14 protein-coding genes are annotated in these 14933 nt (G+C 68.9%); 7 read left to right on the plus strand and 7 right to left on the minus strand.

The window, feature by feature from the left end; genetic code table 11:
• Positions 1-2 precede the first annotated feature (2 nt).
• From G9373_RS14400 to G9373_RS14410, 3 genes are read right to left on the minus strand one after another with little or no spacing between them, the layout of a single operon-like run.
• Complete coding sequence (locus tag G9373_RS14400) at positions 3-854, minus strand: patatin-like phospholipase family protein (protein WP_005258102.1); 852 nt, start codon at positions 852-854, stop codon at positions 3-5.
• A gap of 17 nt (positions 855-871) precedes the next feature.
• A complete protein-coding gene (locus G9373_RS14405; RefSeq protein ID WP_005258104.1) occupies positions 872-2671 on the minus strand; it encodes a long-chain fatty acid--CoA ligase in 1800 nt (599 codons plus the stop codon).
• Complete coding sequence (locus G9373_RS14410) at positions 2664-3188, minus strand: MarR family winged helix-turn-helix transcriptional regulator (RefSeq protein WP_007298026.1); 525 nt, start codon at positions 3186-3188, stop codon at positions 2664-2666. The genes G9373_RS14405 and G9373_RS14410 overlap by 8 nt, the downstream gene beginning before the upstream one ends.
• A gap of 190 nt (positions 3189-3378) precedes the next feature.
• On the opposite strand from G9373_RS14410, the gene G9373_RS14415 reads away from it, so the two are divergent.
• Entirely contained in the window at positions 3379-3882 is a 504-nt protein-coding gene (locus tag G9373_RS14415) for an N-acetyltransferase (protein WP_007298027.1), read from the plus strand.
• Between the two features lie 68 nt (positions 3883-3950).
• Positions 3951-4379, plus strand: coding sequence for an antibiotic biosynthesis monooxygenase (locus G9373_RS14420; protein WP_005564878.1), 429 nt, complete (start codon positions 3951-3953; stop codon positions 4377-4379).
• Here the strand turns inward: G9373_RS14420 and G9373_RS14425 are convergent.
• Positions 4325-4684, minus strand: coding sequence for a hypothetical protein (locus G9373_RS14425; protein ID WP_240960495.1), 360 nt, complete (start codon positions 4682-4684; stop codon positions 4325-4327). The genes G9373_RS14420 and G9373_RS14425 overlap by 55 nt on opposite strands.
• 285 nt (positions 4685-4969) lie before the next feature.
• Here G9373_RS14425 and G9373_RS14430 point away from each other — a divergent pair, with 285 nt between their 5' ends.
• From G9373_RS14430 to G9373_RS14450, 5 genes are read left to right on the plus strand one after another with little or no spacing between them, the layout of a single operon-like run.
• Positions 4970-6292 carry an SWIM zinc finger family protein gene (locus tag G9373_RS14430; RefSeq protein WP_065492003.1) on the plus strand — a complete coding sequence of 441 codons (1323 nt, stop codon included), beginning with the start codon at positions 4970-4972 and terminating at the stop codon, positions 6290-6292.
• Complete coding sequence (locus G9373_RS14435) at positions 6289-7764, plus strand: DUF5691 domain-containing protein (RefSeq protein WP_054245455.1); 1476 nt, start codon at positions 6289-6291, stop codon at positions 7762-7764. The genes G9373_RS14430 and G9373_RS14435 overlap by 4 nt, the downstream gene beginning before the upstream one ends.
• A complete protein-coding gene (locus tag G9373_RS14440) occupies positions 7761-8864 on the plus strand; it encodes an AAA family ATPase (RefSeq protein ID WP_005564872.1) in 1104 nt (367 codons plus the stop codon). Before G9373_RS14435 ends, G9373_RS14440 begins: the two co-directional genes overlap by 4 nt.
• Positions 8861-11029 carry a DUF5682 family protein gene (locus G9373_RS14445; protein WP_208328685.1) on the plus strand — a complete coding sequence of 723 codons (2169 nt, stop codon included), beginning with the start codon at positions 8861-8863 and terminating at the stop codon, positions 11027-11029. The genes G9373_RS14440 and G9373_RS14445 overlap by 4 nt, the downstream gene beginning before the upstream one ends.
• Positions 11026-12186: a VWA domain-containing protein gene (locus tag G9373_RS14450; protein WP_133984942.1), complete on the plus strand. Its 1161-nt coding sequence runs from the start codon at positions 11026-11028 to the stop codon at positions 12184-12186. The genes G9373_RS14445 and G9373_RS14450 overlap by 4 nt, the downstream gene beginning before the upstream one ends.
• Before the next feature lie 7 nt (positions 12187-12193).
• Here G9373_RS14450 and G9373_RS14455 read toward each other — a convergent pair whose 3' ends face one another.
• From G9373_RS14455 to G9373_RS14465, 3 genes are all read right to left on the minus strand, one after another.
• Positions 12194-12397: a hypothetical protein gene (locus G9373_RS14455; RefSeq protein ID WP_005252231.1), complete on the minus strand. Its 204-nt coding sequence runs from the start codon at positions 12395-12397 to the stop codon at positions 12194-12196.
• 186 nt (positions 12398-12583) lie between these two features.
• Positions 12584-13711, minus strand: coding sequence for an acyl-CoA dehydrogenase family protein (locus G9373_RS14460; RefSeq protein WP_133984944.1), 1128 nt, complete (start codon positions 13709-13711; stop codon positions 12584-12586).
• 9 nt (positions 13712-13720) lie between these two features.
• A complete protein-coding gene (locus tag G9373_RS14465; protein WP_005568314.1) occupies positions 13721-14896 on the minus strand; it encodes an acyl-CoA dehydrogenase family protein in 1176 nt (391 codons plus the stop codon).
• Positions 14897-14933: the final 37 nt, after the last annotated feature.

Genomic DNA, 14933 nt, shown 5'->3' on the forward strand with positions numbered 1-14933 from the left:
GGTCATCCGTGCACGTGCGGCAGCAGCAGATCGGCCTGACCGACCTCGACGACCCGCGCCTCGTCGAGCCACTTCGCGGTCTGCTCCCGTGCCCGTGTGATCAGCTCGTCGGCGTCGCCGAAGTCGGCGGGACTCGTGTCCAGCGGGCACAGCGGGGGCACCACCCGGATGTCGGCGGCGCTCTCGTACCGCTCGATGTCGAGGGCGAGCCGCTGATTGATCGCGAGGGTCACACCGACCAGTCCCATACCCAGGGCACTTCCGGGGACCTTCGACAGTGTGCACGCATATCCGGTGGGGAGCACCCACACGGTCGTGGCCCCCAGTTCGATCGCGTGGGAGATGGGCGTGTTGTTGACGACCCCACCGTCCATCAGCGCGCGGCCGTCGATCACCACGGGTGGGAGGATGCCGGGCAGCGCCGCGCTGGCGGTGACGGCGTCGACGGCCGGTCCCGTCGACAACCGGACGTCCTTGCCGGTCAGCACGTCGGCGGCGATGACGTGCAGCGGGGTGGGTGCGTCCTCCATCCGCTCGAACCGGAGATTCTGCTCCAGTAGCCTCCGGATGGAGCGGTTGGACACCAGGTGGTTACGGAGGCCGACGAAACCGGTGAATCCGGTGAGCAATCCGGTGGGGAACACCGCACTGCGGGTGAGACCGCGCCACAGGTCGGCGAGTTCACGCAGGTCTGCGTCGGAGGAGCCGCCGGCGAGCCAGGCGCCGTTGAGCGCGCCGACGGACGTGCCGACGATGAGGTCCGGCCGAATTCCCCTGCCGATGAGGGTCTGCAACATGCCGACCTCGATGGCCCCGAGGCTCGCCCCGCCCGACAGAACGAAAGCTGTTGTCATGCCGCCACCGTAGCGGGTCAGCCCCGCCGGTACAGGCTCGCGATGTCGTCGGCGAAGCGCTCGGTCACCACGCGACGCTTGATCTTCAGGGTGGCGGTCAATTCCCCGTCGGCCTCCGTGAGGTCGCGGCCGAGGACGACGAACCGTTTGATCGACTCCGTGTGCGACACGGTGGTGTTTGCGTCGTCCACCGCGTCCTGCAGATCCCCGCGCAGCTCCTCGTCGTCGCGGAGGTCCGCGACCGTGGCGTCGGACGGCTTGCCGTGCGCGGACTTCCACTTGTCGAATTCCTGCGGATCGACGGTCAGCAGGGCACCGACGAACGGGCGGCCGTCCCCCACCACCACGGCCTGCGAGACGAGGGTGTGCGAGCGCAGCCGGTCTTCGAGGGGTCCCGGCGACACATTCTTGCCGCCTGCGGTGATCAGCAGATCCTTCTTGCGGCCGGTGATGGTGAGGTAGCCCTCGTCGTCCAGGTCGCCGAGGTCGCCGGTGCGGAACCAGCCGTCGTCCAGTACTTCCCGGGTGGCGTGTTCGTTGCGCCAGTAGCCGCCGAACACGACGCCGCCGCGCAGTTCGATCTCACCGTCCTCGGCGATGCGCACACTGTTGCCGCTCAGGGGCTGACCGACCGTCCCGATCTTCTGGACACCGGGGACATTCACGCAGTGCGCGGCAGTCGATTCGGTGAGACCGTAGCCCTCGTAGACCGGAACTCCCATGCCGCGGAAGAAATGACCGAGCCTCGGCATGAGCGCCCCGCCACCCGAGATCGCCCACCAGCAGTCGCCGCCCAGGGCGGCACGGAGTTTCGCGTAGACGAGCTTGTCGGCGAGCGCACGCTCGAGCCGGAGCCGCAGCGACGGACCACCCGCGTCCTGGGCCTCGCTGTACGCCACCGCCGTGGCCTCGGCGAAGTCGAAGATCCGTTTCTGCAGGCCGCCCGCCGACGACGCCTTGCGCGCCGCACCGTCCCGCACCTTCTCGAACACGCGGGGAACACCGAGAATGGTGTTGGGCCGGAACCGTTCGAACTCGCCCGTGACCGTGCCGAAGTCGGACCAGTGCGCCTGAATCGCGCCGGCCTCGAACATCGCCAGCGACACCGCGCGCGCCAGCACGTGTGCCAGTGGAAGAAACGTCAGGACCCGGTTGCCCGGCCGGGCGACGTCACCGATCGGTGCCGCGAGCAACGCCCGCACCTCCGACAGGAAGTTCCGGTGGGTGAGGATGCAGCCCTTGGGACGGCCCGTGGTCCCGGACGTGTACACGAGCGAGGCGAGATCGTTGGCGGTCAGCGCCACCACGCGTTTGAACACCTCGGAATCGTCGATCGACAATCCGTCCCTGATGAGCGTGCCCACCGCGTCCTCGTCGATGGTGAGGATCCGCTTCAGCGTGTAGGGGATGCCGTCGCCCGCGAAACTCGACGCGTGGGCCGGCGTCTCCACGAGCGCGGCGACGGCCCCCGAATCCTCGATGATCCACCGGATCTGGTCGTGCGAGGACGAGTCGTAGATCGGAACGGACGCGGCGCCCGCCGCCCAGATCGCGTAGTCGAGCAGCGACCATTCGAATCTCGTCGACGACAGCAGTGCCACGCGGTCGCCGGGCTGGACACCGTTGGCGATCAAACCCTTCGCGACCCCGACGACGAGCGCGCCGAAGTCCTTGGCCGTCACGTCGACCCATCCGCCGGACTCCGGGCGGGTGTACATCACCCGATCCGGATGGCTCTCGGCGTGCGCGAACACCCTCAGCACGGCGTTCTCGTGGTCGGAGACGGTGAACGTCGGGGCGCTGGTGTACTCACGCACGGGTGTCGTCTCCGATGCTGTCACGGTCTGTGTCGCCGCCCTGGCGGAATTTCCGGAGGTGCCGGGCGAACGCGGCGATTTCGCCGTCCGACCACGAGGCGACCCGGTCGCGTACTTCCTCCACACGGCGTGCGTCGGCGCCGGCCAGCACCGCGACCCCGCCGTCCGTGAGGCTCAGCGGGTGACCGCTGCGGAGCGGTCCCGGCTCGGCGTGCACCCATCCCTCGTCGATGCAGCCCCGGAGTTGACGCGACACGGTGGAGCGGTGCACGCCGAATGCGTCCGAGATCTGGGTGGCCCGGCATCCCGGATTGCGGGCGACGAAGGAGAGCAGCGAATGTTGAGCGAACGTCGGGGATCCGACGGGAGGGCGGTCACCGGCAACCAGTTGACGGACGAGGCGGACGAGTTCGTCATGGACGGCCACCACGCCCGATGCGGGCGTTTCCTCCGGCTCGACCTCGTTGTGTTGCACACCGCAACTGTATCCGACCACTCTGGCCTCGACCACCCGCACCTCGATTCCCGTTGTCGTTTGCTCGACTCACGTTCTGCCCATACTGCTATCGATGCTCCGGAAATTCATTCGGCCGGAGACGTCACACGGTCACAATTGGAGAACGCTTTCCGTCCACCGCTACCGGCCGGACAACGGGCGCCGTCAGAAATCCGTTGCGGGCGCGGGCCCGTCGATGCACTCTGTCCGCATGCTGATCAGACGCGAGAATCCGGGCGACATCGACGCGGTGGCGGCGGTGCACCGGCAGGCGTTCGACGGTGACGCTCCCCTCGAGGTCGGCCTCGTGACCCGGTTGCGCTCGAGCCACGCGTGGGTTCCGCAGCTGTCCCTCGTCGCCGAAGTGGCGGGGTCCGTCGCCGGTCACGTGTGCCTGACCCGCGCGACAGTCGACTCCACGGACGTACTCGCGCTCGGCCCGATCGGCGTGCTCCCCGGCCTCCAGCGCGATGGCGTGGGTTCGGCACTGATGCACGCCGCGCTCGGCGGCGCCGACGCCAGGGACGAACCCCTGGTGGCACTGCTCGGTCACCTCGACTACTACCCGCGGTTCGGCTTCGTCTCCGGAACGTCGGTCGGGATCGAGCCGGACCAGCCCTCGTGGTCGTCCCACTTCCAGGTTCGCCTGCTCGCTCGCTGGGATCCGAGCATGTCCGGCACGTTCAGGTACGCCGCGCCCTTCTACGACCTGTGAGCTCGTATCCGCTGGTAGTTTGAGGTGGCACGTGTCATGGGGGTGAGCGGGAACCGAGGTAGGAAACGATGGAGCACGCGGCCGAGGGCGCCGGAACAGCCGGGCCTGTGGATGCGTCCGTCACGACGACCATCGTCCGCCGGGTCCTTCCCGGCTGCGACGAGGAATTCGCCGATTGGATCCAGACCGGACTCGGGCTCGCCCGGCTGTTTCCCGGATTCCTCGGCGGAGGATGGCTCAAGGAGAGCAGCACCTCGGATGTCTGCGTGATCGTGCTGAAGTTCGAAACCCAAGCCGCGCTGGACAACTGGTTGACGTCTTCACTGCGGAACGGGTGGCTGAGGACCGGCGGGAACATCGCGGTCGAGGAACCGGACGAGCCGGCGTCGGACGTGGAGAGCCTGTTCGAACGCCCTCGCCGCCGGACTGCCGACGGCCGCGATCAGGCGGACTCGCCCGGGATCTGCGCACCGGACGGCATCCCCTCCCCCAAATAGGTCTGGTAGAACGGCCGCCAGTCCGCGGACGCATCTCCACGGTGACCGGGCGCGTCGGACCCGTCGAGGTGCCGGTCGAGGTCGGCGAGGCAGACACTCCACCCGGCGGCGTTCCTGGCCGCAGTGTTGCGGACCTCGAGAACGTTGACGAGCGTCAGGGCGCACCCGTCCGCGGTCGGCTCGACCTCGAAGTGGATCTCGTCCCCGCCCCACGTGAACGCGAGCGTGCACGGGGCGCCGTAGACGAGGACCGTCCCCGTCTCCGGGTCGCTGTGCGGTTCCGGAAAAAAACTCGATGTCGCCACCGGCGTAGGTGTCGAGGCGGACCCGTGACGGAAACCACTGTGCAAGCTCGTCCGGCTCGGACACCGCCTCCCACAGCCTCTGGACGGGAAACGGGTACGTGCACCGGAACCGCACGGCGGGACGACCCTTGAACTCGAAATACCTTCCGTGGATCACCGGCCCACTCCCTCGCTGTCGTACCTGACGACAGCTTGACACGGGAGACCGACGTCCACACCGAAGTTGGGCCACAATTCCGGCCACCCTCCTCCCTTCCTGTCGGACAACTCCCCTACGGTGACGGAGTGACGTCGCCTTGGTCGGAGGGACAGGTCGCATCGGTCGCGCCCGATGCCGGCTCGCTCGCTGCCGCAGGAAAGCTGTCGGCCGCGTGGTCGGAGACGGGCAGCAACGGCGGCGCGCTCTGGGGACTGTGCCAGGGCAGCGGCAAGAGCCCCTATCGATCGGTCGTCGACCTGTCCGGGCCGGCGTACAACTGCTCGTGCCCGAGCCGGAAATTTCCCTGCAAACACACGCTCGGCCTGCTGCTGATCTGGTCGCGGGGCCGGGTCCCGGAGCAGTCCGAACCGCCCCCGTTCGCGGCGGAATGGCTCAGCCGCAGGGCCGGGCGGGCAGCCGCTCCGGCGGCTCCGGCCACCAAGACGGCCGGTGTGAAGGCCACCGAACGCCGGGCCGAGCGGGTGACGGCGGGCCTCGACGAACTCGACCTGTGGCTCACCGACCAGATCCGCGGCGGGCTCGGAGCAGCCGACATCTCGGCATCCGCGTTCGACGCCATCGCGGCCCGGATGGTCGACGCCCAGGCGCCCGGCGTCGCGTCCGCCCTGCGTCGCCTGCCGATCGTCGTGGCCACTCGAGCAGACTGGCCGGACCGGTTGCTCCGCGAGTACGCCAGGCTGCACCTTCTCGTCGTCGCCCATCGCCGCCTGAGCGAACTACCGGAACCCCTGCAGGCGTCGGTGCGCGCGCACGTGGGATACCCGGTGGCCACCGACAGCGTGCGCAGCGAGCCGGGAGTCCGCGACCGGTGGATGGTCCTGGGAATGCAGACCACCGAGGAGAAGCGCCTCTTCACCCGCAAGGTGTGGTTGATCGGCCGCGACCACGGTCGCCGCGCGATCCTCCTGGACTTCGCGCACGGCTCCGCGAACTTCTCCACAGTGGTCCCGCCGCTCGGATCGCTCGTCGACGCCACCCTGCACTTCTACCCCGGCGCCGCACCGCTGCGCGCCCAGTTCGGCGACGTCCACGAGACCCCCGAACCGTTCACCACCGTCGCACCGAGCGACATCGACACCGCTCTCGACCACTTCGCCGCCGCGGTCGGAGCCGACCCGTGGGTCCGCTCGTGGCCGGCTCTGCTCACCGGCGTCACCCCGGCATTCGACGACGGACACTGGTTCGTCGTCGACGCGCAGGGGCGCGCGTTGCCGCTGTCCGGCGAAGACCCGGTCCTGTGGCGGCTCCTCGGAATGTCCGGCGGCCGTCCCGTCACCGTGTTCGGTGAGTGGAACAGCGAATCGCTGGTTCCCGTGTCCGTGTTCGATCGCGGCGACGTGTACCCACTCGGGGCCGGTACACCCTCGGCCGTGGGGAGTCGGCGATGAGCGAACTCCTGTCCGCAGCCCTGCTCGGCACGGCACGGACCGTCCCGTCGTTCGAGGATCTGGCCACCGGTGAACTGGCACACTCGGTCAGCGGCGATCCGGCGGAGACTCTGCTGGGCGCCGCCGCCCTCGAGAACGCGTACCGCGACGGCGGGGTCGCCGCCTCCGCGCGCGTGCTGCCCGCACCCGCCGAGGACGATCCGAGACTGCAGTTGCCACCCGGGTCCGCGTCGCATCTCATGCAGTTGCTCGCGGCCAAGTCGTGGACGCTCACCGAGTGGTTCGCGGTCGTGGCCGAGCGGGATTACCGCGCGCCGGATCATCTCGTCGCCGACCTGATGACCTCGGCCCGCACCAACGACACCCACCGCGAGAGCATTCTCCGACTGGTGGGTTCCCGCGGCCAGTGGCTCGCCGCGCAGAACCCGGACTGGTCGATGCTGGTCCGCCGGTCCGATCGCACCGACGTGTGGACACACGGCGCACACCAGGAACGACTGCAATGGCTCACGACCATGCGGGCGGTGAACCCGGCGATCGCGATGGCCGAATTGAGCCGCACCTGGGATTCCGAACGGGGCGAGCACCGGGCGGCGTTCATCGCCGTTCTGGGAACGGGGCTGAGTGACGCCGACTCCGCCTTGCTCGAGCACGCACTCGACGACCGGCGGAAAGAGGTGCGCCAGCAGGCGGTCCAGTTGCTGCGGCAGCTGCCGAACTCCGCATACGCCGGGCGAATGGCCGCTCGCGCCCGGGCATGGGTGCGGGTGGAGAAGAAGCCGCTGCGTACCCGTCTCGTGGTGAACATGCCCGGTTCCCTGGACGATTCGGCCCGTCGCGACGGCATCGAGGACGTCCACTTCAAGAACAAGGGAATCCGCAGCTGGTGGTTGCGGATGGTGGTCACCGCAGCCCCCTTGTCGGTGTGGGAAGGCATGATCGGCTCCGCCTCCACCGCGTTGGAGATCCGGATCGAAGACCAGTGGCGGGAGGTGATGATGGAGGCGTGGACCACCGCCACTGTGCTGCAACGCAATCCGCGCTGGGCGTCGGCTCTGCTGCACCGCGAAGGGCGGAAGACCGAACGTCGCGTCGTACCGATCGTCCCCGCCCGCGAACGCCTCGCATACATCCTGTCGGGTCGCGCCGACTCCTACCTGCTGGGCGTCGACGGCGCCGCACTGTTCGACGGTCTGCCCCATCCCTGGCCGCTCGACCTGGCCGAGCGGGTGATCGCTCGCCTCGAGGACGTCGCCGGGCGGCACGCCGAGACCGGCAAGGACCTCGGGCAGTTCTCCCGGCACAGCCACTACTCGACCCTCCGCAGCGCCGAGACGCACTTCCCGTTCGCTGCGGCGCCGATTCTCCGAGCAGCCGCCGAACGCACCCGCGATCCCGGCTGGCACCAGGCATTCGCCACTGTCGCCACCAACATCGACCACCGCAGAACAGTCCTGAAGGAGCTCGAGTGACCGAGATCGCGGCCGCCCAGGCCGACCTGCTACGACCCCACGCCGAGCAGGCCTACGCCGACGAACTCGCCGCCCTCGCCGCGCACGACACCCGGCCCCGGCCACCGTCGTGGAAATTGTCTCCGTGGGCGGTCGTGACGTACCTGCTCGGCGGCGAACTCGACGACGGCACCGTCATCACCCCCAAGTACGTCGGTCCCCGCCGGCTCATCGAAGTGGCCGTCGCGACGCTCGCGACCGATCGCGCGTTGCTCCTGCTCGGTGTCCCCGGAACCGCCAAGACGTGGGTGTCCGAACACCTGTCGGCGGCGGTCTCCGGCGAGTCGACCCTGCTCGTCCAGGGAACGTCGGGGACACCGGAGGAGGCCATCCGGTACGGCTGGAACTACGCGAGGCTTCTCGCCGAGGGCCCGACAGAGGGCGCACTCGTTCCGTCCCCCGTCATGACGGCCATGCAGGGCGGGCGGATCGCACGGGTCGAAGAGCTCACCCGCATTCCCGCCGATGTGCAGGATGCACTCATCACCGTGCTGTCGGAGAAGACGCTGCCCATCCCCGAACTGGGCACCGAGGTGCAGGCCGCCAAGGGTTTCAACCTGATCGCCACCGCGAACGACCGCGACCGCGGGGTCAACGAACTGTCCTCCGCGTTGCGCAGGCGGTTCAACACGGTGGTCCTGCCCCTGCCCGCCAACGAGGAGGACGAGGTCGCCATCGTCGCGCGGCGCGTCGAGCAACTCGGGTCCTCGCTGGAACTGCCGGAAATCCCGGCGACCGTCGACGAGATCCGGCGTGTGGTCACCGTGTTCCGCGAACTCCGGTCGGGCGTCACCGGCGACGGCCGCACCACACTGAAGTCGCCGTCCGGAACGCTGTCGACGGCGGAGGCGATCTCGGTCGTCACCAACGGACTCGCCCTCGCGGCGCACTTCGGCGACGGGGTGCTCCGTCCGTCCGACGTCGCCGCCGGCATTCTCGGGTCCGTGCTGAAGGACCCGGTGGCCGACAAGGTCGTGTGGACCGAATACCTCGAGGCCGTGGTCCGCGAACGGGAGGACTGGGCCGACTTCTACCGGGCGTGCCGCGAGGTCACCGGGTGAACTCCGACGTCCGTGTCTTCGGCATCCGCCACCACGGGCCCGGTTCGGCACGATCGGTGCGTCGCGCGCTCGACGAATTCGTCCCCGACGCCGTCCTCATCGAAGGGCCCGCGGACGCCGATCCGCTGGTCGCGTTGACTGCCTCCGACACCATGGAACCTCCGGTGGCCCTGCTCGCGTATGCCACCGGGGAGCCCAGGACGGCGGCGTTCTGGCCGTTCGCCGTGTTCTCCCCGGAGTGGCAGGCGCTGTCGTGGGCGGCCGGGCGCGGTGTCGACGTCCGCTTCTGCGACCTTCCGGCCGCCAACACCCTCGCCGCCGACGACTCCGACCCCCGCTCCGAGGATCCGCTGACCCAGTTGGCCGCCGCGGCGGGCTACGACGACACCGAACGCTGGTGGGACGCCGTCATCGAATCAGGTTCGGGCCCCGACTCGTTCGACGCGATCACCGAGGCCATGACCGCGCTGCGGGACACCGTCGAACTCGACGAACCCACCAGCAGGCGCGAGGCGTACATGCGCCAGACGCTGCGGAAGGTGATCAAGGGCGGCGCCCAGCGGATCGCGGTGGTGTGCGGCGCCTGGCACGCCCCGGCACTCGCCGGACCTCTCGGACCGGCCACCGCGGACGCGCGAATCCTCAAGGGAATCCCCAAGATCAAGACCTCGCTGACGTGGGTGCCGTGGACGCACTCACGACTGTCCGCGGCGTCGGGGTACGGCGCCGGGATCACGTCCCCCGGCTGGTATCACCACCTGTTCACCGCACCGGACCGCACGATCACCCGATGGCTCACCAAGGTCGCGCGGGTGCTGCGGGACGAGGACCTTCCGGTATCGAGTGCGCATGTCATCGAATCCGTCCGTCTCGCAGACACGTTGGCAGCGATGCGCGCGCGGCCGCTGGCCGGTCTCTCCGAGGTCACCGAGGCCACCCGCGCCGTGATGTGCGACGGCGACGACGTCCTGCTCGACCTCATCACGCGGCGACTCGTCGTCGGCGAGGCTCTCGGCACCGTCCCGGACGACACCCCGACGGTGCCCCTCGACGCCGACCTGCGGGCGCGGGCGAAGACCCTGCGGCTCAAGCAGCAGGCCACCGAGAAGACCATCGACCTCGACCTGCGCCGAGACAACGACGTCGCGCGGTCCCGGCTCCTGCACCGCCTGCAGATCCTCGGTGTCGGCTGGGGCACCCCGGCCGACAGCGACGTCCGCGGTACCGGCACGTTCCGCGAGACGTGGTCCCTCACCTGGAAACCCGAACTGGCGGTGTCGATCATCGAGGCGTCGCTGTGGGGCACCACCGTCGAGGCCGCGGCGACAGCGAAGGTGCGCGAGGAGGCCTCGTCCGGTGACGTCTCCCTCGCCCGGCTCACCGGGCTGCTCGAGCAGGCCCTGCTGTCGGATCTCGGAGATGCGCTGGTCGAGTTGCTGCGCGCGCTGGAGACCGCGGCCACGCTCGACCACGACGTGATGCACCTGATGGATGCCCTGCCCGCGCTCACCCGCACGCTGCGATACGGCGACGTCCGCGGCACCGACGTCTCGTCCCTCACCCGCGTCACCGACAGCCTGCTCGTCCGCATCTGCGCGGGACTGCCCTCGGCGCTGTCGGGTCTGGACTACGACAGCGCACTCGACCTGCGCCGCGCCGTCGACGACGTCCATGCGGCGGTGATGCTGCGCGACGACGATCGTGCGTCGGCGCGGTGGCTCGGCACGCTCGCCGGCCTCGTCGACCGCAGCGACGTGAACGGCGTCGTGATCGGACGCATGGTCCGATTGCTCCGCGACGCAGGCACCGTCAGCGAAACCGAGTCCGCCACCCGACTGTCGCGGGCGCTGTCCGTCGGCGCCGATCCCTCCGCCAAGGCGGGGTGGGTGGACGGCTTCCTCGGCGGCGGAGGTCTGCTGCTGGTCCACGACCGGCAGCTGCTGCGACTGCTCGACGGCTGGGTGTCGGGACTGCGCGAGCAGGACTTCGTCGACGTGCTGCCATTGCTGCGGCGCACGTTCGGCGGCTTCGAAACCGGGGAACGCCGGGCGATCGGGCAGTCCGTGGAGGGCGGGTCCACGGAAGATGCCCGCGCCGAGATCGACGCTCGTCGGGGCACGATCGCGGTCCGGACCGTCGCGGACATTCTGGGGGTGACATCGTGACCGAAGACGCGGAGCGGCTCCGACGGTGGCGGCTGCTGCTCGGCAACGCCGCCGAGGAGTCCACCGGCGGTCTCGCGTCCAAGACGGACACCGCGATGGACGGCGCTCTGGCCGCCCTGTACGACACCACCAGTGAAGGGTCGAAGAGCCGCCGTCGCGGCGCGGGTCTCGGCGGATCGGCGCCGAAGGTCGCCCGCTGGCTCGGCGACATCCGCACCTACTTCCCGAGCAGCGTCGTGCAGGTGATGCAGAAGGACGCCATCGACCGACTCGGCCTCACCCAGCTGCTCCTCGAACCCGAGCTGCTCGACGCCGTCGAACCGGACGTCCACCTCGTCGGCACGCTACTGAGCCTGAACCGGGTGATGCCCGAGACCAGCAAGGCCACCGCCCGGATGGTCGTCGAGAAGGTGGTCCGGGAGGTGGAGGAACGGATCGCGCAGAAGACCAGGACCGCCGTCACCGGTGCCCTGAACCGGTCGGCCCGCATCACCAACCCCAAGTACCGCGACATCGACTGGAATCGCACCATCCGCGCCAACCTCGCGCACTACCTGCCCGAGTACAAGACGGTGGTGCCGGAGCGGCTGCTCGGATACGGCCGCCGATCGCAGGCCGTGCACCGCGACGTCGTCCTCGCCATCGACCAGTCCGGGTCGATGGCGTCGAGCGTCGTGTATGCGTCCGTGTTCGGCGCGGTGCTCGCCTCGATGCGGGCGCTGAAGACGTCGCTGGTCGTGTTCGACACGGCGGTCGTCGACCTCACCGACAAGCTGTCCGATCCGGTCGACGTGCTGTTCGGCACGCAACTCGGCGGCGGCACCGACATCAACCGGGCCATCGCCTACAGCCAGTCACTGATCGACAGGCCGACGGAATCGCTGTTCGTGCTGATCTCGGACCTGTACGAGGGCGGGATCCGCGCGGAGATGCTGCGGCGGATGGCGGCGATGAAGAACGCAGGCGTCCAGGTGGTTGTTCTGCTGGCACTGTCCGACGACGGCGCCCCGTCGTTCGATCACGACAATGCGGCGGCCCTGGGTCGGCTCGGCATTCCCGCGTTCGCCTGCACACCGGACAAGTTCCCGGAACTGCTGGCGCTCGCACTGGAACGCGGCGATATCGGCAGGTGGGCCGTCAGTCTCCAGACGGAGTGACCGGGGGTCAGCCGGCGGCCATCCGGCGGTCGCTGTGCAGTTCGGGGTGCGCGTCGGCGCGGATCCTGAGCAGGACCAGTCCGGAGACCGAGGCGACGATCAGCGATGCGACCGTCCAGGGAACGTGCAGTTCGGAGATCCCGACTCCCGCACCGACGAGTCCCACGAAAAGCAGGCTCCACATGATCGCTTTGACTGGACCGGACCCCATGGCAATGCTCCTTCACCGAGATTACGTACATCCCCCGTGAGTTCTGGTGTGCGCGCAGAACGTTAGCCGCGTCACACTGGGGTCCCTGTGCGACACGTCGAAAACGCTCTTTCCGATACCAATCCGAGACCTGGACCCGTGAGTACTTATTAACCGCGGGCGGTTAATAACTACTCACGGGGGCGGCTAGATGATGCTGATGGCCCCCTGGGTGGTCGCCGACGCGAGCACCCGCAGGTGGTCGTCGGACCCGCCGAGTGTGTGCTCGATGGCGGTCAGCCGGCTCACGTAGTGTCCGACCGGATACTCGGCCGTCATGCCGATGCCGCCGTGCATTTGGATCGCTTCCTGCCCGATCGTGCGGGCGGAGCGGCCGATCTGCAGTTTGGCGCGCGAGGCGACCACCGGATCGACGGTTCCGTCGGCCAGCGACATCGTCGCGTAGAGACTCATGCTGCGAGCCAGTTCCAGCAGCACGTACATGTCGGCCGCACGGTGCGTGAGCGTCTGGAACTTCGCGATCGGGACACCGAACTGCTTGCGGGTCTTCAGGTACTCGGTGGTCAGCCGCAGCGCCTCCTCCATCGCGCCGACGGCCTCCGCGCACAGCGCCGCCTGCGCCCGGATCTGCGCACTCTCGATCGCCGACGACGCGTCGCCGCCCTCACCGAGGGGCTCCGCCGGGGTGTCCGACAGTTCCACCTGCGCGGCCCGCAGTCCATCGTGGGTCGCGTAGGCGGTGCGGGTCAGGCCGCTGGCGCCGGCGTCGACGAGGAACAGTCCGACCCCACCGTCCGGGAGTGCCGCCGTGACGACCAGTGTGTTCGCGCTACCGCCGTGCGGAACAGGGTTCTTGGTACCGGTGAGGGTCCACGCGTCGCCGTCTTTCTTCGCGGACGTGGACACCTGGGTCGACGGCCAGCGCACACCCGGTTCCCGATCCGCGAAGGCCAGCAGGAGGTTGCCCTCCGACACGTCGGGCAGAATCCGGCGGCGCTGCTCCGTGCTGCCTGCCGCGGCGATCAGGCCGCCGGGGACGAGCACGGCGTCGAGGACGGGTTCGGGCGCGAGGCGGCGGCCGATCTCGGTCATCACCGATGCGACCTCGACCGGTCCGGCGCCCATTCCGCCGTCTTCCTCGTCGAAGCTCAGGCCCAGCAGTCCCACCTCGGCGAGTTGCTTCCACACCTGCGGGCTCCACCCCTGCTCGGTGTCGGTGACGGCGTTGCGCTTCTCCGCGTCGTAGCTGCGGCCCAGCAGTTCACGGGTGGTGTCGCGCAGCAGTTTCTGTTCGTCGGTCAGTTCGAAGTCCATGTCACGCCCTCACAATCCGAGGATCGAGGAGGCGATGATGCTGCGCTGCACTTCGCTCGATCCGCTGTAGATGGAAACCTTGCGGTAGTTCAGATACGTCGGAGTCGTCCGCTGCGCCCAGAGCGGCGAGGAGATGCCGTCACCTGCGGCGAAGGGCAGGGAGTCGGGTCCCGCGACGTCGGTGAGCAGTTCGAGGGTGGCCTGCTGCAGTTCGGACCCGCGCAGCTTCAGCAGCGACGACGCCGGGTTCGGCTTGCCGTCCGCCGAACTGGCCACCACCCGCAGCTGGGTGAGTTCGAGCGCGATGATCTCGTTCTCCAACTCGGCGATCCGGGCGGCGAACAGCGGATCGTCGAGCAGCGTCCCCTCGCCGACCGAGATCTCGGCTGCGCGTTCCTTCGCCTGCGCGAGACGGACTTTGGAGAATCCCAGCCGGGTCACACCGGTGCGCTCGTTGCCGAGCAGGAACTTGGCGTAGCTCCAGCCCTGGTTCTCCTCGCCCACGAGGTTCTCGGCAGGCACGCGCACGTCCTCGAAGAAGATCTCGTTGACCTCGTAGCCGCCGTCGATCAGCTTGATCGGGCGCACCGTGACGCCGGGCGTCTTCATGTCGACGAGGATGAACGAGATACCGGCCTGCTTCTTGGGGGCGTCCGGGTTGGTGCGAGCGAGGACGAAGATCCAGTCGGCGTGCTGCGCCAGCGTGGTCCACGTCTTCTGGCCGTTGAGCACGTAGTCGTCGCCGTCGCGGACGGCGCGGGTCTTCAGCGACGCGAGGTCGGAGCCGGCCTCGGGTTCGGAGAATCCCTGGCACCACCAGATGTCGAGGTTGGCGGTCGGGGGAAGGAACTTCTCCTTCTGCTCCTGCGAACCGAAGGCCGCGATGACCGGGCCGACCATGCTGGTGTTGAACGCGAGCGGCTCGGGCACCGACGCGAGCTGCAGTTCGTCGAGCCAGATGTGCTTCTGCACCGGCGTCCAGTCGCGGCCGCCCCACTCGACCGGCCAGTGCGGCGTCGCGAGACCGTTGGCGTTCAGAATCCGCTGGGACTCGATGAACCCTTCCTTCCCCACTTCTTCTCCACGCGCATACCGCTCGCGGATCTCCGCCGGAATCTGCGTGGTGAAGAACGTTCGCATCTCGTCGCGGAACGCCAGCTCCTCGTCGGTCAAGGCCAGATTCATCGGAATTCCTTCGCACTCGAGGTCGGATTCATGTTCT

The sequence above is a fragment of the Rhodococcus sp. A14 genome, from assembly GCF_011603105.1.
GTDB lineage: Bacteria > Actinomycetota > Actinomycetes > Mycobacteriales > Mycobacteriaceae > Rhodococcus_F > Rhodococcus_F opacus.